Genomic DNA, 15,629 nt, shown 5'->3' with positions numbered 1-15,629 from the left:
GTCATGAAGATTCTGGTGGTCGGCAATGGCGGACGCGAACACGCCCTGGCCTGGCGCCTGGCGCGCTCACCCCGAGCCGAGACCGTGTACGTCGCCCCGGGCAATGCCGGCACGGCAACGGAGGTGGGTGTCCAGAACGTCAACGTCGGCGCTGAAGACATCAACGGCCTGCGGGACCTCGCCCTGCAGCGTGAGATCGACATGACCATGGTGGGCCCGGAAGCGCCGCTGGCCGCCGGTATCGTCGATGCCTTTACCGAGGTCGGCCTGGCCTGCCTCGGTCCGCATCAAGCCGCTGCAGAGCTGGAATCGTCCAAGGCCTTCGCCAAGGATTTTCTGGCCCGTCACGCGATTCCCACCGCCGCCTACGAAACATTTGACGACCTCGAGGCGGCCCGGGCCACTATCGAGGCCCGCGGCGCACCGCTTGTGATCAAGGCCGACGGCCTGGCCGCCGGCAAGGGCGTGACGGTGGCCCTGACGCTGGACGAGGCGTTGCTGGCGGCCGAGTCCATGCTCGATGGAGCCTTTGGCTCTGCCAGTGAGCGGATCGTCGTCGAGGATTTTCTCACCGGGGAAGAGGCGAGTTTTATTGCCCTGGTCGATGGCGATACGGTCCTGCCCCTGGCGAGCTCCCAGGATCACAAGGCGCGGGATGCCGGCGATCAGGGCCCCAACACCGGCGGCATGGGCGCGTACTCGCCGGCCCCGGTGGTGACCGACGCCATCCACGCCCGCATTCTGGAGACGGTGATCCGTCCGACCGTGCAGGGCTTGGTGGCCGAGGGGCGGGGTTTTCGCGGCTTCCTTTACGCCGGGCTCATGATCGACGCCGAGGGCACGCCCCGGGTGCTGGAGTTCAACGTCCGCCTGGGCGACCCCGAGACGCAGCCGATTCTCATGCGCCTGCAAAGCGACCCGGTGGATCTGTTTGAGGCAGCGCTCCAGGGCCGGCTCGATCAGCATTCAGTGGACTGGGATCCGCGGCCGTGTCTTGGCGTGGTGCTCGCGGCCGGTGGCTATCCGGGCCCGTATGAGCGGGGTCATGTGATTCACGGGCTGCCCGCGACGGATTTATCCGAGCAAAAGGTTTTTCATGCCGGCACGGCCCTGAACGCCGAGAATGCCGTGGTCACAGCCGGCGGGCGCGTCTTGTGTGCCTGTGCGCTGGGCGATGACATCCTCGAGGCGCAGCGCGCGGCCTATGATTTGGCCGGTGGCATTCACTGGACGGGCTCGTTCATGCGCACCGACATCGGCCATCGCGCCGTGGCGGCCCAGCTCAACGGAGGTCGGTCATGACGATCGCCTATATCTGCGTTTTTATCGCCATTTTTTTGCCCTTCGTGTTCGCCGGGCTGGCCAAGTCCGAGGGCCAGTTCGACAACGCCCGGCCGCGGGCCTGGCTGGAGCGCCTGGAGGGATGGCGGCAGCGGGCGCATTGGGCCCAGCTCAACACGTTCGAGGCGTTCCCGCCGTTTGCCGCGGGCGTGATCATCGCCCATCAGCTCAATGCCAGCCAGACCTGGATCGACGGCCTGGCCGTGGCGTTTCTGATCTTCCGCGGGCTGTATGGCTATTTCTATATCGCCGATCGCGCCACGTTGCGCAGCACGGCCTGGACGGGTGGGTTCGCCTGCGTGGTGGGGCTATTCATCGTCGCTGCGTTCATCTGACGGGCCATTCGGCCGAGTCGCCAGAAACACCACGCCAAAGGCCATGAACGCGGTGACCGTCAAGCGCAGATAAAGCGGCTCCACGGTGATCCACATCCACGTCCAGCTCGCAGCAATCAGGGCGATGCCCAGCAGCTTGGTACGCCGGGGAATCGCCCGGTGATCGCGCCAGTTTCGCAGCAGCGGCCCAAAGCGCGGATGACTGTAGAGCCAGGCGTGCAGGGCCGGCGAGCTGCGCGAGGCACAGTAGGCGGCCAGCAGCAAAAAGGGCGTGGTCGGCACCAGTGGCAGCACGACCCCCGCACTCCCCAGGCCGACGAACAGCAGCGCCAGCGCCAGCCAGAGCTGGCGCATTAGCCGTTCACGCAGCCCCTGCGGCTTGCGGGATGACCCTTCCGGGCGCTCTGCCATGACGGTGTCTCCTGCTTGCGAATAACGGCTGATCCAGGTCAACCCGGCACTGAGCGTGGACCGCTATGGTAGTGCCTTAGTTGATCACGGAGGGTTGGCTTACATGGCCGACAGACTACCCCTGGAGCGTGACCTGCTACGACGCTACGACGTCACCGGTCCACGCTACACCTCTTACCCAACGGCCGCGCAGTTTACCGAGGCCTTCGATGCCGAGCGATACCGCCAGCAGGTGGCCTGGAGCAACGAAGACCCGATGCCGCGGCCGCTGTCGCTGTATGTCCACGTGCCGTTTTGCCGGACCGTGTGCTTTTACTGCGCCTGCAACAAGGTCATTACCGCCAACTATCGGCGTGCCGAGCAATATCTCGAGCGGCTGATCGACGAGCTCGACCTCCAGGCCGCGCTTTTCGATGACGACCGGCCCGTCGAGCAGCTGCACCTGGGCGGTGGCACCCCCACGTACTTTACCGATGACGATTTGGCTCGGCTGATCACCGCCATCAACGATCGTTTCCCTTTGGCCGCGCCGGCGGACCGAGAGTTCTCCATTGAGGTGGATCCACGCACCGTGGACCGCGCGCGAATCGCCCAGCTCGCCGAGTTGGGCTTCAACCGCCTGAGTCTGGGTGTCCAGGATTTTGACGCCGACGTGCAAAAGGCCATCAACCGCATTCAGGGGGTGCAGGACACCGCGGACGTGGTAGCGGAGGCGCGGGCCCAGGGCTTTCACTCCGTGAACCTCGATCTGATGTACGGCCTGCCGCTACAAACGCCGGAGCGGCTCAGCCGCACCCTGGATGCGGTGCTCGACATCCGGCCGGATCGGATCGCGCTCTACAACTACGCGCACATGCCGGAGATGTTCCGCATTCAGCGCCAGATTCGCGACGGGAGCCTGCCCGCCGCCGAGGAAAAGCTCACCCTGCTGATCGAGGCGATGCAGCGCCTGGCCGGCGCCGGCTACCGCTACATCGGCATGGACCACTTCGCCCTGCCGGGGGATGAGCTGGCCCAGGCCGCCGAGGACGGCACGCTCCATCGCAACTTCCAGGGCTACGCGACGCGGCCTGATCTCGACTTGATCGGGCTGGGTGCGTCATCCATTGGCCAGATTGGTGATGCCTACAGCCAGAACCGGCGCGATCCAGAAAGCCATGCAACGGCCGTGTCGGCGGGTGAGCTCCCGGTCTGGCGGGGTGTCGAGCTCACCGCGGATGACCGGCTGCGCCGGGATGTTATTCAGTCAGTCATGTGCCAGGGCACGATCGATTTCGAGGCGGTGGGTGAGCGCCATGGCATCGTGTTCAACCAGTACTTCGGTGACGCGCTCGAGGCCCTCACCCCGTTGGTGGATGACGGCCTGGTCACGATCGGTGAGCGTTCGCTGCAGGTGACCGACCGCGGTCAGTTCTTCCTGCGCAATGTGGCGATGCCCTTCGACGCCTATCTGGCCGAGGCCAGCAACGCGCGGCGTTTCTCGCGGGTGATCTAAGCCGGCCTAGTCGTCGGCCCCCATGGCCGTGGGTGGCAGCACATTCACCGTCAGGGTGACGGGGCCGTTGTGCTCGAGCTCAAGGGTCAGCTCGAAGGTCTCGCCCTCCCGCAGGGATTCGGTCAGCCCCATGAGCATGACGTGCCGCCCGCCAGGCTCGAAAACCACCTCGCCCTCAGCCGGCACTCGCACCTCGGGGGTGTGCACCATGCGGCTGTTACCGCCCTCTTCAATCGTTTGATGCAGCTCCGCCCGCGGGGCCCGCGGCGTTGAAACGCCAATCAGCTGATCACCGCGACGGCCCGTGTTCTCAAGCTCAAAGTAAACCGCGCCGCGATCGAGCCCGGGGGCGGTGGCGCGCGACCAGACGCCCTCAACGGTGATCTCGGCCTTGGCGGTTGCCATGCCGGTGGCCATGAGTAGGGCGAGCAGGGTGACGACGAGTCGGTTGGGCATGGGTGGGCGTCCTTTGATATGGGCCCTTTATTATCCGACTTTGGACAGGGGTGGGGAAGTGATGCGAGGGGGCGAGTCAGGCCGCTTTCGGTGGCTTGCAACGGGCTCCCCTATCCGGGGCGGCTAGAGGTCGCCCGTTACAAGCCACCGAAAGCGGCACAGCACTGACCCGTGCGGCCCCACAAAGCCCAAACCGAGCCTAGGGTAGAGCCTGCGGTACCTCGCCTGAGCGCAATGTCAGCACCGGCCATCCCCGCGCCCGGGCTGCGGCCTCAAGTGTTGGGTCGGGATCGACGGCGACCGGGTGGTCGACATGTTCCAGCAGTGGCAGGTCATTGCGCGAGTCACTGTAAAAGTGCATTGCCTCCATCATCGCGCCCTCGGCATCCAGCCAGTGCTGGAGTGCGGTGATCTTGCCCTCGCGGAACGTGGGCGTGCCCTGATGGCGGCCCGTGAATGCGCTGTTGTGTATTTCGGGTTCGGTGGCCAGCAGGATCGGGATGTTGAACAGCTCGGCAATCGGCTCGGTCACAAACCGGTTGGTGGCGGTGATGATCATCAGGCCATGGCCGCGCGCCCGGTGGTCATCCACCAGTGCCTGGGCGGCCGGCAGGACACGGGGGCGGATATGGGTGTCGATGAACTCGCGCCGCCAGGCCAGCAGGGTGTCTTTCGGGGTTTGCGCCAGGGGCGCCAGGGCAAAGGCCAGGAACGTGTCGATATCCAGCTCGCCGGCCTCGTACTGTTCCATGAAGCGCTGGTTTTCTACCTCGAAGCGCTCGCGAGACACGGCGCCCTTGTCCATTAAATGCTGGCCCCACAGGTAGTCGCTGTCGCCGCCAAGGAGGGTGTTATCGAGGTCGAAAATCGCCAGCTGCACGGTCATGTCCCGGTTTATTGATTGCCGGTTGATTGTCCTCTGTGGAAGAATGACTGGCAATGAAACTTTCAATAGAGTGTTTTAAGTGATTGACGCGCAAGGATTTCGCCCCAATGTCGGCATTGTGCTGGCGAATGGTGCGGGCCAGGTCTTCTGGGCGCGTCGCATCGGACAGGACGCCTGGCAGTTCCCGCAGGGCGGGATTCAGCGCGATGAAAGCCCGGAGGCGGCACTCTATCGGGAGCTGCACGAGGAGGTGGGCCTCTCGCCCGCGCACGTGACCGTGCTGGGCTCCACGCGCGGGTGGTTGCGGTATCGGCTGCCAAGCCATTTGATTCGGCGCCGGCAGCGGCCCACCTGCATCGGCCAGAAGCAGGTGTGGTTCTTGCTGCGACTGGAGACCGAAGAGGCCGCCGTTCAGCTCGATGCCACCAGCGAGCCGGAGTTTGATGACTGGTCCTGGGTGTCTTACTGGCACCCGCTGGAGCAGGTGGTGTCGTTTAAGCGCGGCGTCTACGAGCGCGCGCTTGAGCAGTTGGCGCCATTGCTCTTTCCCGATGGCGCGCCAACCCGCCCAACGGATTCCGGGCCCGGACAGCCGCCGGTTTTCCAGCAGCAGCCGCAGCGGGGCTGAGCCGCCGTGCTCGAGACGCTGCATCGCATTGTCCAGGCGGTCAATGCGGCGGCCGATTTCGATGAAGCGCTCGCGATCATCGTCGATCAGGTGGCCGACGCCACCGCCGCGGATGTCTGCTCGGTCTATCTGCTTGAGGAAGACACCCAACACCTGCGCTTGATGGCCACCCATGGCCTCAACCCCGAGGCGGTGGGCCAGGTTCGCCTGTCCGTCGACGAGGGCCTGGTGGGTCTGGTCGCGCAGCGCGAGGAATCGGTCAACCTGGAAAACGCCGACCGCCATCCCCGCTTTCGCTATTTCCCCGAGACCGGCGAGGAGCGCTTCCACTCGTTTCTCGGCGTCCCGATCATTCACTACCAGGCCCGTCTCGGTGTGCTGGTCGTCCAGCGCAATACCCGCGCGCGTTTTAACGACGGCGAGGTCGCGTTTCTGGTCACCATGGCCGCGCAGTTGGCGGGCGTCATGGCGCATGCGCGGGTCCGCGGTGATCTGGCCCGCAGCACGATGGAGGCCTCGGGCCGCGCACTGGCGGTCACCGGAATCGGCGGCTCGAGCGGGGTGGCGGTCGGTGAGGGCTTCGCGGCCTCCGCAGGGGCAGATCTCGAGACCGTGCCGGACCGGCCCGTACGCAACGCCACGGCCGAATTGGCTGCATTTCAGGCGGCTGTCGAGGCCGTGCGCAACGACGTCAGCGAGCTGGGTGAGCGCATGCGCGCGCAGTTGCCCGAGGGTGAGCAACTGCTGTTCGACGTCTATCTGCAGATGCTTGATGGCGACAGCCTGACGAGCCGGGTCTGCCACCAGATCGAGGCCGGGCACTGGGCCCCGTTCGCGCTTCGGCTGACCATTGCCGAGCACGTCCGGCGCTTCGAGGCGATGGACGATGCCTATCTGCGCGAGCGCGCCAGCGATGTGCGAGACATCGGGCGACGCCTGCTGGCACGCCTCATGGCGGTGGAGGGCGATGACCGGGCGCCGCCCGAGCAGGTCATCCTGGTGGGTGAGGAGCTCAGCGCCTCGCAGCTTGCCGAGATCCCGCCAGAGCAACTCGCCGGCGTGGTGAGCGCCGGTGGCTCCGCCAACTCCCATATCGCCATCCTGGCGCGGGCACTTGGCGTCCCGGCCGTGATGGGGGTGCGCGATTTGCCCGTGCATCGTCTGCATGGCCGGGCGCTGATCGTGGATGGCTATCGCGGACGGGTCGAGGTGGACCCGGCCGAGGCCCTGCGGGCGGAGTACGTTGGCCTGCAACAGGAAGAGGCCGAACTGACCGCCGAGCTCGCTGCGCTCTCGGGGTTGCCCGCCCGCACCACTGATGGCGCCGAGCTCAATCTGTACGTCAACACGGGCCTCGCCGCCGAAATTAACCGGGCGTTGGAGATCGGCTGTGCCGGCGTGGGCCTGCACCGCACCGAATTCCCGTTCATGATGCGCGACCGCTTCCCGGGAGAAGAAGAGCAGGCAAGCCTTTATCGCGAGGTGCTGAGTGCCTTCGCCCCGCTACCGGTGACACTGCGCACGCTGGATGTGGGCGGTGACAAGCCGCTGCCTTACTTCCCCACCCATGACGAGAACCCGTTTCTTGGCTGGCGCGGCCTGCGCATGACACTGGATCACCCCGAGATCTTTCTTACGCAGTTGCGCGCGATGCTGCGCGCCTCCGTGGGCCTCGACAACCTGCGGCTGATGTTTCCCATGGTGACGCGGGTTGAAGAGGCTGAGCAGGCCGCCGCGCTGGTCGCCCGAGCCCGGGCCGAGCTTGCCGAGGAGGGTGTCGTCACTGCACCACCGCAGGTGGGCGCCATGGTGGAGGTGCCCGCCGCGGTGTATCAGGCCGAGAGTCTGGCCCGTCGGCTCGATTTCCTGTCGGTGGGCAGCAACGACCTGGCCCAGTACCTGCTGGCAGTGGATCGCAACAACAGCCGCGTCGCCTCACTCTACGACGAACTGCATCCCGCCGTTTTGCGGGCGGTGAACGAGGTGGCCGAGGCCGGCCGTCGCGTTGGCCGGCCGGTGTCGGTCTGCGGCAGCATGGCCGGTGAGCCCGCGGTTGCGCCGCTGCTGCTGGCGATGGGCATGGAAGGCCTATCGATGAGCAGCGGGCGGCTCTTGCGCGTGAAGTGGGTGATTCGCACGATCTCGGCGGCGGATGCCCGGGGTATGCTCACCGAGGCGCTCGCGTGCGAGACGCCTCAGCAGGTGCGGCAATTAGTGAACTCGGCGCTGGATGACCACGGCCTGGGCGGCCTGATTCGCGCCGGGCGGCGCTAGCTCAAGCTGAGCGGCGCACCCGCACGATCACATCCACGCCTTCGATCGACTTGCCATCGGGTGGTGTCGGTAGGGCGCTGACCGAGACACCCTCGGCCGGGATGTCTTCCATGTCACCCGTGTCCTCATCCAGGAAATGATGATGGGGGTCGACATTGGTGTCGAAGTAAATGCGCCGCGGGTCGGCCAGAATCTCGCGCAACAACCCCGCCTCGGTGAACTGATGGAGCGTGTTATAAACCGTGGTCTGCGAGAGCCGCAGGCCCTCTTTCAGCGCTTCGGCATACAGCCCCTCGGCGGTCAGATGGCGCTCGCCCTGGCCGAAAATAAGCTCGGCGAGCCCCAGGCGCTGGCGTGTGGCACGCAGGCCCGCGCGCTGCAGTTGCTCGCGCAAAAAGGCGTCGTGACGCTGAGTTGATGTTTGTGCGTTCATGGCCATGCCCCATACAGGACTGAATCAGTCTTATTTAAGATAGCAAAAAAAACCTAAGCGGGACAGTGCTGGCGGGCTCAGGCCCAGGGCTTGAGCTCCACCAGCACCACCGTGGCAATCAACACGATCACCGGAAGCTCGTTAAACCACCGATACCAGACATGCCCGTGGGTATTGCGGTCACTTGTAAACGCCCGCAGCAGCCGCCCGCAGTACAGGTGATAACCCACCAATGCCGCGACCAGCGCGATTTTCACATGCAGCCAGCCCTGCTCGAGCCAGACGGGCTGGAGCACGATCAGCGCCACGCCCAGGGCGATGGTGACCACCGCGCTCGGGTTCATGATGCCCCGATAGAGCTTGCGCTCCATGACCTTGAAGCGCTCGCGGCTCGGCTCGTCTTCCGCCATGGCGTGGTAGACGAACAGCCGCGGCAGATAGAACAGGGCAGCGAACCACGTCACCATGCTGATGATGTGGAAGGATTTGACCCACAGGTAGGTCATGCCGATTGCTCCTCGGGCAGCAAGTCCTCGATCTCGCCGTGCAGTCGCTCAAAGTCCAGCAGACCAATCCGCTGCCAGACAACCCGGCCCTCGCCGTCAATCAGGATCGTCGTCGGGGTAACCCGGACGTTTTCAAAGGCGTTGGCAATGCGGGCCCCATCGTCCAGGGCGACCGGATAGGGCAGTGACCGGCGGGCCACCAGGTTGCGAACCCGCTCTTCCGGGTCGTAGTCCATCGCCACCCCGACCAGATTGAGTCCGGCAGGCTCGAGTGACTGGTACAGCGCCACGAGCTCGGGCATTTCACTGATGCAGGTTGGGCAGTCGGTGGCCCAGAACTGGATGAGCACGGGTTCGCCGCGATAGGCACTCAGCGACACGGCCTCGCCATCGAGCATGTTGAAAGTCAGCTCGGGGGCGGGTATTCCGCCGCGCGGCGAGAGCCAGACAAAGCTCACCGCACCCAGTACGAGCAGCGTGGCCAAACCGATCAACCATTCCTTGCGCATTGCCCATGGCCTCTTATGTCGATGGCCACATTCTATCAACTTCCGGGTGGGGATGAGGCCAGATAGGCCTGCTGGATGGCTGAGCGGCTGACAACGCCCAGAAAATCGGTTTGATCCCGTCCGCCGCGACCGGTGACCACCAAGGCCTCGGCCTGCGCGGTGCGAAGGCGCTCAAGGGCCTCGCGCAAGCTGGCTCGAGCATCCAGGGTGATAACCTCATCGCCGCCACTCGGGCGTTGGCCGTCGGCCAGTTGTCGGGCGAGGACCTGCGCGTCATACAACCGGGCAGACGTGCTGTCATCACCTATCTGTAACAGCCAGTTGGATCCTTGAGCGAGGCCCGCGTGCAAGGCGTCCTCTGTGGGTGCCGGCGCCAGCACGGTCAGACGTGTATCGATGATCTGCAAAACGCCCAGGCGGCTCGCCGCCTGCAAAAGCGGGTTGCGACGCGGATCGAGGCCGCGTTCCCCCAGCGCGAGGTGATAGACCGAATCGGTGCGGAACAGCTCCCGAGTCGCCATGGTGGCTGCGGCAATTGCCAGCATGCCCGGCATGATCACGCCCGGATTAGCGGTGAGCTCGAGCATGGCGATCAGCGCAGCGAGCGGCGCCCGCAGGGTCGCGCCCATCATCGCCCCCATGCCAAGCAGCACGTACAGCGCCATGCCACCAAACGGAGCACTCATAAGGGATTCGTAAAACAGGCCCAGAGCGCCGCCAGCGGCCGCGCCGATCACGAGCGTCGGCCCGATGAGCCCGCCAGGAATACCCAGTCCGAGAACCGCGACCGTCGCGACGAGCTTGCCCGCGATAATCGCGAGTAAAAGCCCGGTGCCGATTTCGCCGTTCAGGGTGGCGGCGAGCGTGTCGTAGCCGATGCCCATTACCTGAGGGACGGGCAGGGCAATCAGCCCCACAATCCCTCCCCCCAGGGCGGCCCGCGCTACGACCGGCCAGCCGCGCAGCAGGCCGCTGACCAGGCGCAACGCCCGGATGAACAGCGCTGCCAAACCGCCCACTGCCAAGCCCAGCCCGATCACCAGGGGGAGCTCATGCAACCCCTGCAGGCCCAGTGCGGGGATGACGAATGCAATGTCAGCGCCGAAGACCCCATGCGCGAGCGCGGTGGCGACCACCGAGGCGACGATGACGGGCAGGAATCCGGCGATGGTGTACTCCATCACCACCACTTCCATGGCAAACGCAACGCCGGCAAGGGGCGTGTTGAACGAGGCGCCAATGGCGGCGGCCGTACCACAGGCCACCAGCACGCGCAGGCTGTTATTGGGCAGGCCAAAGCGCTGACCGACCTGACTGCCGGCCGTGGCCCCGAGGTGAACACTCGGTCCTTCCCGTCCAACCGACTGCCCGCTCACAATGGCCATCGCACCGGCCACGAACTGATGAATGGCGTTGCGCACGGGTAACAGGGCCTGGTGGTAGGCGGTCCGCTCGATCACATAGGCAATGCCCGTGCGCGCGCCAGCGCGTGCCAACCACTGCAGGTAAAGCCCGATGAGCGCGGCGCCGGCGATGGTCAGCGTCAGTCTCTGCCAGCCCTCCAGGGTCTCGAAGCGCTCTGGCCCACCGGCCAGGAAAACACCCTGGCCCGATTCATAGAGCAAACGAAACGCAATCACCACCGCCCCGGCGAGCAGGCCCGTGATCACGCCCAACACCGTCATGATGACCGGTGCCCGGTCCTGCGACAGGCGCAGTAATTCCCGGTCGATGAACCGTTGCCAGCGCGAAGAGGATCGGCCGGCAGTGGGGGTGTTCTCGCGCATGGCATCCTTCAGGCGGCATGAACAGCGGTCAATCTGGCATCATACCTTGACGGGACGACAGGCTCAGGGGAGTTGCGACATGATCACCGCCGGCATTGTAGGAGGAACCGGGTACACCGGCGTGGAGCTGCTACGGCTATTGAGCGCCCACCCCGCGGTGACGCTTCGGGTGATCACCTCGCGCGCCCAGGCCGGGCAGCCTGTCGAGGCGCATTTCCCCAACCTCCGGGGTGTGGTGGACCTCGCCTTCAGCGAGCCCGATCCCGCCACGCTGGGCGACTGCGATGTCGTGTTCTTTGCCACGCCCAACGGGACCGCGATGGAGATGGCGCCCACACTGATTGCCGCGGGCACCAAGGTGATCGATCTGGGCGCTGATTTCCGGCTGCGCGATCTTGAGGAGTGGTCGCGCTGGTATGGGATGACCCATACCTGCCCTGAGCTCGCCGCCGAGGCGGTGTACGGCCTGCCCGAGCGTCATCGGGCGGCCATTCGGGCGGCGCGGCTGGTGGCCAATCCTGGCTGCTACCCCACGGCGGTGCAGCTTGGGCTGATGCCATTGGTGGAATCGGGTGCGGTGGATACCGCCCACCTGGTGGCCGATGCCAAATCCGGGGCCAGTGGTGCCGGGCGCCAGCCACGTCAGCACACGCTGTTGTGCGAGGCCGCGGAGAATTTTCATGCCTATGGCGCGTCGGGCCATCGGCATATGCCGGAGATTCGCCAGGGCCTGAGTGAGGCGGCAGGTCACGCCGTCGGGCTAACCTTTGTGCCCCATCTGGTGCCCATGATCCGCGGGATTCACGCCACGCTGTATGCCCGGCTCCATGACCCGGCCACCGATCTGCAGGCGTTGTATGAAAACCGCTATGCCGACGAACCGTTCGTGGATGTCCTGCCCCCGGGCAGCCACCCTGAAACCCGCACGGTGCGGGGCGGGAACATGGTGCGCATTGCCGTACATCGCCCCGTTGATAGCGACATGGCCCTGGTGCTGGCGGTGGAGGACAACCTGGTCAAGGGGGCCGCAGGCCAGGCCGTACAGAACATGAACCTGATGTTTGGCCTCGATGAGACCGCGGGCCTGGCGCATACCGCGGTACTGCCCTGAGCTGCATTGACGGCTGCACGCCCCGGGCCGGAGAATGCCCGTACTAGAGAACCAATGGCCGGGAGGCAATGGACATGACGGACGTAGCCGAACAAGAGGACCTGCTGGTCTTTACCGATAGCGCCGCAACCAAGGTGCGCCAGCTGCTCGAAGAAGAGCACAACGATGCGCTCAAGTTACGGGTGTACATCACCGGTGGCGGCTGCTCGGGCTTTCAGTACGGGTTTATGTTTGATGAGAGCGAAGAGGCCGGCGATGCCATGGTCGAAAACGGCGGCGTCACCCTGCTGGTCGATCCGATGAGCAGTGCCTATCTGGAAGGGGCCGAGATCGATTATGTCGAGGGCATCGAAGGCGCTCAGTTCGTGATCCGCAACCCCAACGCCAGCACCACGTGCGGCTGCGGGTCTTCATTCGGCGTCTGATCACCCGATCCACACGGCATGACTCAGGCGGGGTAAATCGCCCCCAGGCGCACCGGGTGCCGAGCCCCGGTCACCTCACGCAGATCCAGCGCATCGCCACGGACGGCGGCACGCGCTAACCACGCAAATCCCATCGCCTCGATGGCGGCCGACGGATAGCCGAGTGCCTCGGCGGTGTGCACGGGGCAGCGGCTCGCCGTGCGAATTCGGGCCATTAAATCGGCGTTGTGCACGCCCCCGCCGCAGATCACGACATCCGTGGGCGCAGGCGTGCAGCCATCCAGGGCCATGGCGATGCTGCGCGCCGTGAGCTCGGCCAGCGTGGCCTGCACATCCGCCGGCGCCTCATGGCCCGTCATCGCGGCCTGCGCCCAGCGCAGGTTGAACACCTCCGGGCCGGTGCTTTTCGGTGGCGCGGCGGCGAAGTACGGATCAGACAGCCATTGCGCCAGCAGCCGTTGATCAACCGTCCCGCTCGCCGCCCACTGCCCGTGCTCATCAAAGCGCCTGCCCAGCGCCTGCCGGGCCCAGGCATCGAGCAGCGTATTGGCGGGCCCACAATCAAATCCCGCCACAATCTGGCCCTCGCCATCCAGCAGGGTGATGTTGGCGATGCCGCCCAGGTTGATGACCGCTCGGGGTGTCTCGGTGGCAAAGAGCGCGGTGTGAAACACCGGGGCCAGCGGCGCGCCCTCGCCCCCGGCCGCCATGTCGCGTTGACGGAACTGGGCGACCACGCGGATACCGGTCTGCTCGGCGAGCCGGGCCGGGTCGCCAATCTGGCAGGTGACCGCCGGATCGCCCTGCGGGTGATGCCAGATCGTTTGGCCATGGAGTCCGATCGCGGTGATGCGCGAGGCCGGGCAATCCGCCTCGGTGAGTAATTGCGCGACCAGCTGGGCGTAATGCCCCGCCAACGCCGCATCCAGGCTCAAGACCTCGGCAAGGGGTGCCTGGGCATCCATCGCGCGAAGGCGCTCAACGAGCGCTAAGGGGTAGGGTTGGTAGCAGTGAGCGCTCAGCGTGGGGCGGTCGTGCGCATCAAAGTCGACCAGGGCGGCATCCATGCCATCGAGGCTGGTGCCCGACATGATGCCAATGGTTTGCATGATCTCGGCCGACCGGTCAGTCGGACGCCTGCACCAGACGAGTCCGGCTGAGCTGGTCAAGCCGTGCCAGGTGGGCCTCGGTGCGGCGCTCGAAATCCTGGCGGTATTGCTCGTCGATGGGCTCGGCCTTGGGCAGCTCGACCGTGCGCGGATTGCGATGCGTGCCATCCACTCGGAATTCGTAGTGCAGGTGGGGGCCGGTCGACAGGCCGGTGGAGCCGACATAGCCGATGATCTCGCCCTGGCTCACCCGGTCGCCGGTGCTGTGACCATTGGCGAAGCCGCGCATGTGCGCGTACAGCGTGGTGTAACGGGTGCCATGCTGCAGGATGACGGTGTTGCCGTAGCCGCCTTTCGCACCGCGGTGGATGATCTTGCCATCGCCGGCGGCCTTGATCGGGGTGCCGGGTGGTGCGGCGTAATCGGTGCCCACATGGGGGCGTTTCGTGCCGTAGACCGGATGAACCCGCGCTGGATTAAATTCCGAGCTCACGCGCGTGAAGTCGGTGGGCGTGCGCAAAAACGCCTTGCGCATGCTGCGGCCATCCGGGGCGTAGTAGTCGTTGCGCCCGTCGGCGCCCTCGTAGCGCAGCGCGCGGAAACGCTCGCCACGGTTAACGAACTCCGCGGCCAGGATCTTGCCGTTACGGATCTTCTCGCCGTCGCGATACAGCTCTTCGTAAATCACGGTAAACCGGTCATCGCGGCGAATATCCAGGGCAAAATCGATATCCCAGCCAAAAATCCCGGCCAGCTCCATAATCAAGCGGTCATCGAGGCCGGCATCAAGCGCCGCGTTGTAAAGCGAGGAGGTAATTCGCCCCTGGGCCTCAACCACCCGGCGATCCAGCGTGCGTGTCTCAACCCGGCTGTCGAAGCCATCACCGTTGCGCTTGAGGTGCAACGTGCGGGTTTCGTCGAAGGCATAGCGCAGTGCCTGCAGGGCGCCTGTGTCATCCACATGAAAGTCGATGCGATCACCCGGGTAGAGGCGCGTGAGCTTGGCGGTTTGCTCGTCGGTGCTGACCACGTCATGCACATCCCGCGCGCTCAGCCCCGCCCGCTGAAACACGGCGGCGAGGTTGTCGCCGCTGCCCACCTCCAGCGACTTCCAATCAATGCGCTCGCGGTTGGGTATCGCCTTCTCCACGGCCTTTTCAATCCACGCGCTTCGCTCGGCGGTGGCGAGCATGGCGTCTGCGGGCGCCTCAGCAGGGGCGTCCTCGGCATCTGTCTCGGCCTGATCGGGTAGATCCAGGCTGACCGGCTCGCTGGTCTCGGGGATCGTGGCGTCACCCATGGGCAGTAGCAGGCCCAGGCCGATCAGCCCAAAGCCAAGCCCCAGCAGGCCGTTACGCAGCGGATAGCGTCTCAGAAAATCCCGCCAAAGCCAGATGCTTGTCTTGTTTTTCTCAACCGATCGGTTCATGCGGCGGAACGATAGCCGGGCGCCGGGAGCGGGTCAACGCAATCGTGGGGTTAAACGGGCGTGTGGGACCGCGTTTTTCGGTAGACTCTGGCGCTTGATTCAGGAACTGGCCGGGGAGAACCATTGATGAGCAGTGTGGAAGCGGCACTCGAGCAGCTGCAGCGCGGTGCCGATGAGATCATTCGTGAAGACGAACTGCGCGAGCGCTTGGCCAGCGGCCGGCGCCTGCGCATCAAGGCCGGCTTTGACCCGACCGCCCCGGATTTGCATCTCGGCCATACTGTGTTGATCAACAAGCTGCGCCAGTTCCAGACGCTCGGCCACCAGGTGGTTTTTCTGATCGGCGACTTCACCGGCCTCATCGGCGACCCCACGGGCCGCAGCGCTACCCGCAAGCCGCTGACGCCCGATGATGTCGCGATCAACGCGCAAACCTATCGTGAGCAGATCTTCCGCATCCTCGACCCCGAGCAGACGGAAGTGGTCTTTAACTC

The 15,629-nt window shown here is 65.4% G+C and carries 17 protein-coding genes (1 of these 17 running past the window's edge); 8 read left to right on the top strand and 9 right to left on the bottom strand.

What is annotated here, in order from left to right; all coding sequences use genetic code 11:
* Positions 1 to 3 precede the first annotated feature (3 nt).
* The gene (purD, locus tag SPISAL_RS07910; protein WP_016353950.1) at positions 4 to 1,302 is read left to right on the top strand and encodes a phosphoribosylamine--glycine ligase; all 1,299 of its coding nucleotides are present in this window, start codon (positions 4 to 6) and stop codon (positions 1,300 to 1,302) included.
* Positions 1,299 to 1,676 carry an MAPEG family protein gene (locus tag SPISAL_RS07905; RefSeq protein WP_016353949.1) on the top strand — a complete coding sequence of 126 codons (378 nt, stop codon included), beginning with the start codon at positions 1,299 to 1,301 and terminating at the stop codon, positions 1,674 to 1,676. The genes purD and SPISAL_RS07905 overlap by 4 nt, the downstream gene beginning before the upstream one ends.
* Here the strand turns inward: SPISAL_RS07905 and SPISAL_RS07900 are convergent.
* Positions 1,650 to 2,087 (bottom strand): YbaN family protein, encoded by a 438-nt coding sequence (locus SPISAL_RS07900; protein ID WP_016353948.1) that lies wholly within the window; start codon positions 2,085 to 2,087, stop codon positions 1,650 to 1,652. The genes SPISAL_RS07905 and SPISAL_RS07900 overlap by 27 nt on opposite strands.
* Before the next feature lie 103 nt (positions 2,088 to 2,190).
* Between SPISAL_RS07900 and hemN the strand changes: the two genes are divergently transcribed.
* Positions 2,191 to 3,582: an oxygen-independent coproporphyrinogen III oxidase gene (hemN, locus tag SPISAL_RS07895; RefSeq protein ID WP_016353947.1), complete on the top strand. Its 1,392-nt coding sequence runs from the start codon at positions 2,191 to 2,193 to the stop codon at positions 3,580 to 3,582.
* Positions 3,583 to 3,588: 6 nt separating this feature from the next.
* Here the strand turns inward: hemN and SPISAL_RS07890 are convergent, their stop codons facing one another.
* Both SPISAL_RS07890 and SPISAL_RS07885 read right to left on the bottom strand, forming a co-directional pair.
* The gene (locus tag SPISAL_RS07890) at positions 3,589 to 4,038 is read right to left on the bottom strand and encodes a copper chaperone PCu(A)C (RefSeq protein WP_016353946.1); all 450 of its coding nucleotides are present in this window, start codon (positions 4,036 to 4,038) and stop codon (positions 3,589 to 3,591) included.
* A gap of 199 nt (positions 4,039 to 4,237) precedes the next feature.
* Positions 4,238 to 4,924, bottom strand: a complete 687-nt coding sequence (locus SPISAL_RS07885; protein WP_016353945.1) for a histidinol-phosphatase — start codon at positions 4,922 to 4,924, stop codon at positions 4,238 to 4,240.
* A gap of 79 nt (positions 4,925 to 5,003) precedes the next feature.
* On the opposite strand from SPISAL_RS07885, the gene SPISAL_RS07880 reads away from it, so the two are divergent.
* Both SPISAL_RS07880 and ptsP read left to right on the top strand, forming a co-directional pair.
* Entirely contained in the window at positions 5,004 to 5,552 is a 549-nt protein-coding gene (locus tag SPISAL_RS07880; RefSeq protein ID WP_016353944.1) for an RNA pyrophosphohydrolase, read from the top strand.
* A 6-nt stretch (positions 5,553 to 5,558) separates the two neighbouring features.
* A complete protein-coding gene (gene ptsP / locus SPISAL_RS07875) occupies positions 5,559 to 7,826 on the top strand; it encodes a phosphoenolpyruvate--protein phosphotransferase (protein WP_016353943.1) in 2,268 nt (755 codons plus the stop codon).
* Between the two features lies 1 nt (position 7,827).
* On the opposite strand, the gene irrA is transcribed toward ptsP, so the two are convergent.
* The 4 genes from irrA to SPISAL_RS07855 all read right to left on the bottom strand — a co-directional run bounded on the left by irrA (position 7,828) and on the right by SPISAL_RS07855 (position 11,061).
* The gene (irrA, locus tag SPISAL_RS07870; RefSeq protein WP_016353942.1) at positions 7,828 to 8,259 is read right to left on the bottom strand and encodes an iron response transcriptional regulator IrrA; all 432 of its coding nucleotides are present in this window, start codon (positions 8,257 to 8,259) and stop codon (positions 7,828 to 7,830) included.
* Between the two features lie 77 nt (positions 8,260 to 8,336).
* A complete protein-coding gene (hemJ, locus tag SPISAL_RS07865) occupies positions 8,337 to 8,765 on the bottom strand; it encodes a protoporphyrinogen oxidase HemJ (RefSeq protein WP_016353941.1) in 429 nt (142 codons plus the stop codon).
* Positions 8,762 to 9,274, bottom strand: a complete 513-nt coding sequence (locus tag SPISAL_RS07860) for a TlpA family protein disulfide reductase (protein WP_016353940.1) — start codon at positions 9,272 to 9,274, stop codon at positions 8,762 to 8,764. The genes hemJ and SPISAL_RS07860 overlap by 4 nt, the downstream gene beginning before the upstream one ends.
* A 35-nt stretch (positions 9,275 to 9,309) precedes the next feature.
* Positions 9,310 to 11,061, bottom strand: a complete 1,752-nt coding sequence (locus SPISAL_RS07855; RefSeq protein ID WP_016353939.1) for a chloride channel protein — start codon at positions 11,059 to 11,061, stop codon at positions 9,310 to 9,312.
* Positions 11,062 to 11,140: 79 nt separating this feature from the next.
* On the opposite strand from SPISAL_RS07855, the gene argC reads away from it, so the two are divergent.
* Both argC and erpA read left to right on the top strand, forming a co-directional pair.
* Entirely contained in the window at positions 11,141 to 12,172 is a 1,032-nt protein-coding gene (argC, locus tag SPISAL_RS07850; RefSeq protein WP_016353938.1) for an N-acetyl-gamma-glutamyl-phosphate reductase, read from the top strand.
* Between the two features lie 74 nt (positions 12,173 to 12,246).
* Positions 12,247 to 12,597, top strand: coding sequence for an iron-sulfur cluster insertion protein ErpA (gene erpA, locus SPISAL_RS07845; RefSeq protein ID WP_016353937.1), 351 nt, complete (start codon positions 12,247 to 12,249; stop codon positions 12,595 to 12,597).
* A gap of 23 nt (positions 12,598 to 12,620) precedes the next feature.
* Here the strand turns inward: erpA and SPISAL_RS07840 are convergent, their stop codons facing one another.
* Together SPISAL_RS07840 and SPISAL_RS07835 are read right to left on the bottom strand one after the other, a co-directional pair.
* Entirely contained in the window at positions 12,621 to 13,706 is a 1,086-nt protein-coding gene (locus SPISAL_RS07840; RefSeq protein ID WP_016353936.1) for an anhydro-N-acetylmuramic acid kinase, read from the bottom strand.
* A gap of 16 nt (positions 13,707 to 13,722) precedes the next feature.
* Positions 13,723 to 15,135, bottom strand: coding sequence for an OapA family protein (locus SPISAL_RS07835; protein WP_016353935.1), 1,413 nt, complete (start codon positions 15,133 to 15,135; stop codon positions 13,723 to 13,725).
* Positions 15,136 to 15,261: 126 nt separating this feature from the next.
* On the opposite strand from SPISAL_RS07835, the gene tyrS reads away from it, so the two are divergent.
* Positions 15,262 to 15,629 carry the beginning of a tyrosine--tRNA ligase gene (gene tyrS, locus SPISAL_RS07830; protein WP_016353934.1) on the top strand. Its footprint extends 841 nt past the window's final position, so 368 of the gene's 1,209 nt are visible here — the first part of the coding sequence; it begins with the start codon at positions 15,262 to 15,264; the stop codon falls past the right edge of the window.

The sequence above is a fragment of the Spiribacter salinus M19-40 genome (assembly GCF_000319575.2).
Classification (GTDB): Bacteria; Pseudomonadota; Gammaproteobacteria; order Nitrococcales; family Nitrococcaceae; genus Spiribacter; species Spiribacter salinus.
The sequence above is the reverse complement of the archived record's forward strand: the minus strand, read 5'-3'. Positions and strand labels throughout refer to the sequence as shown.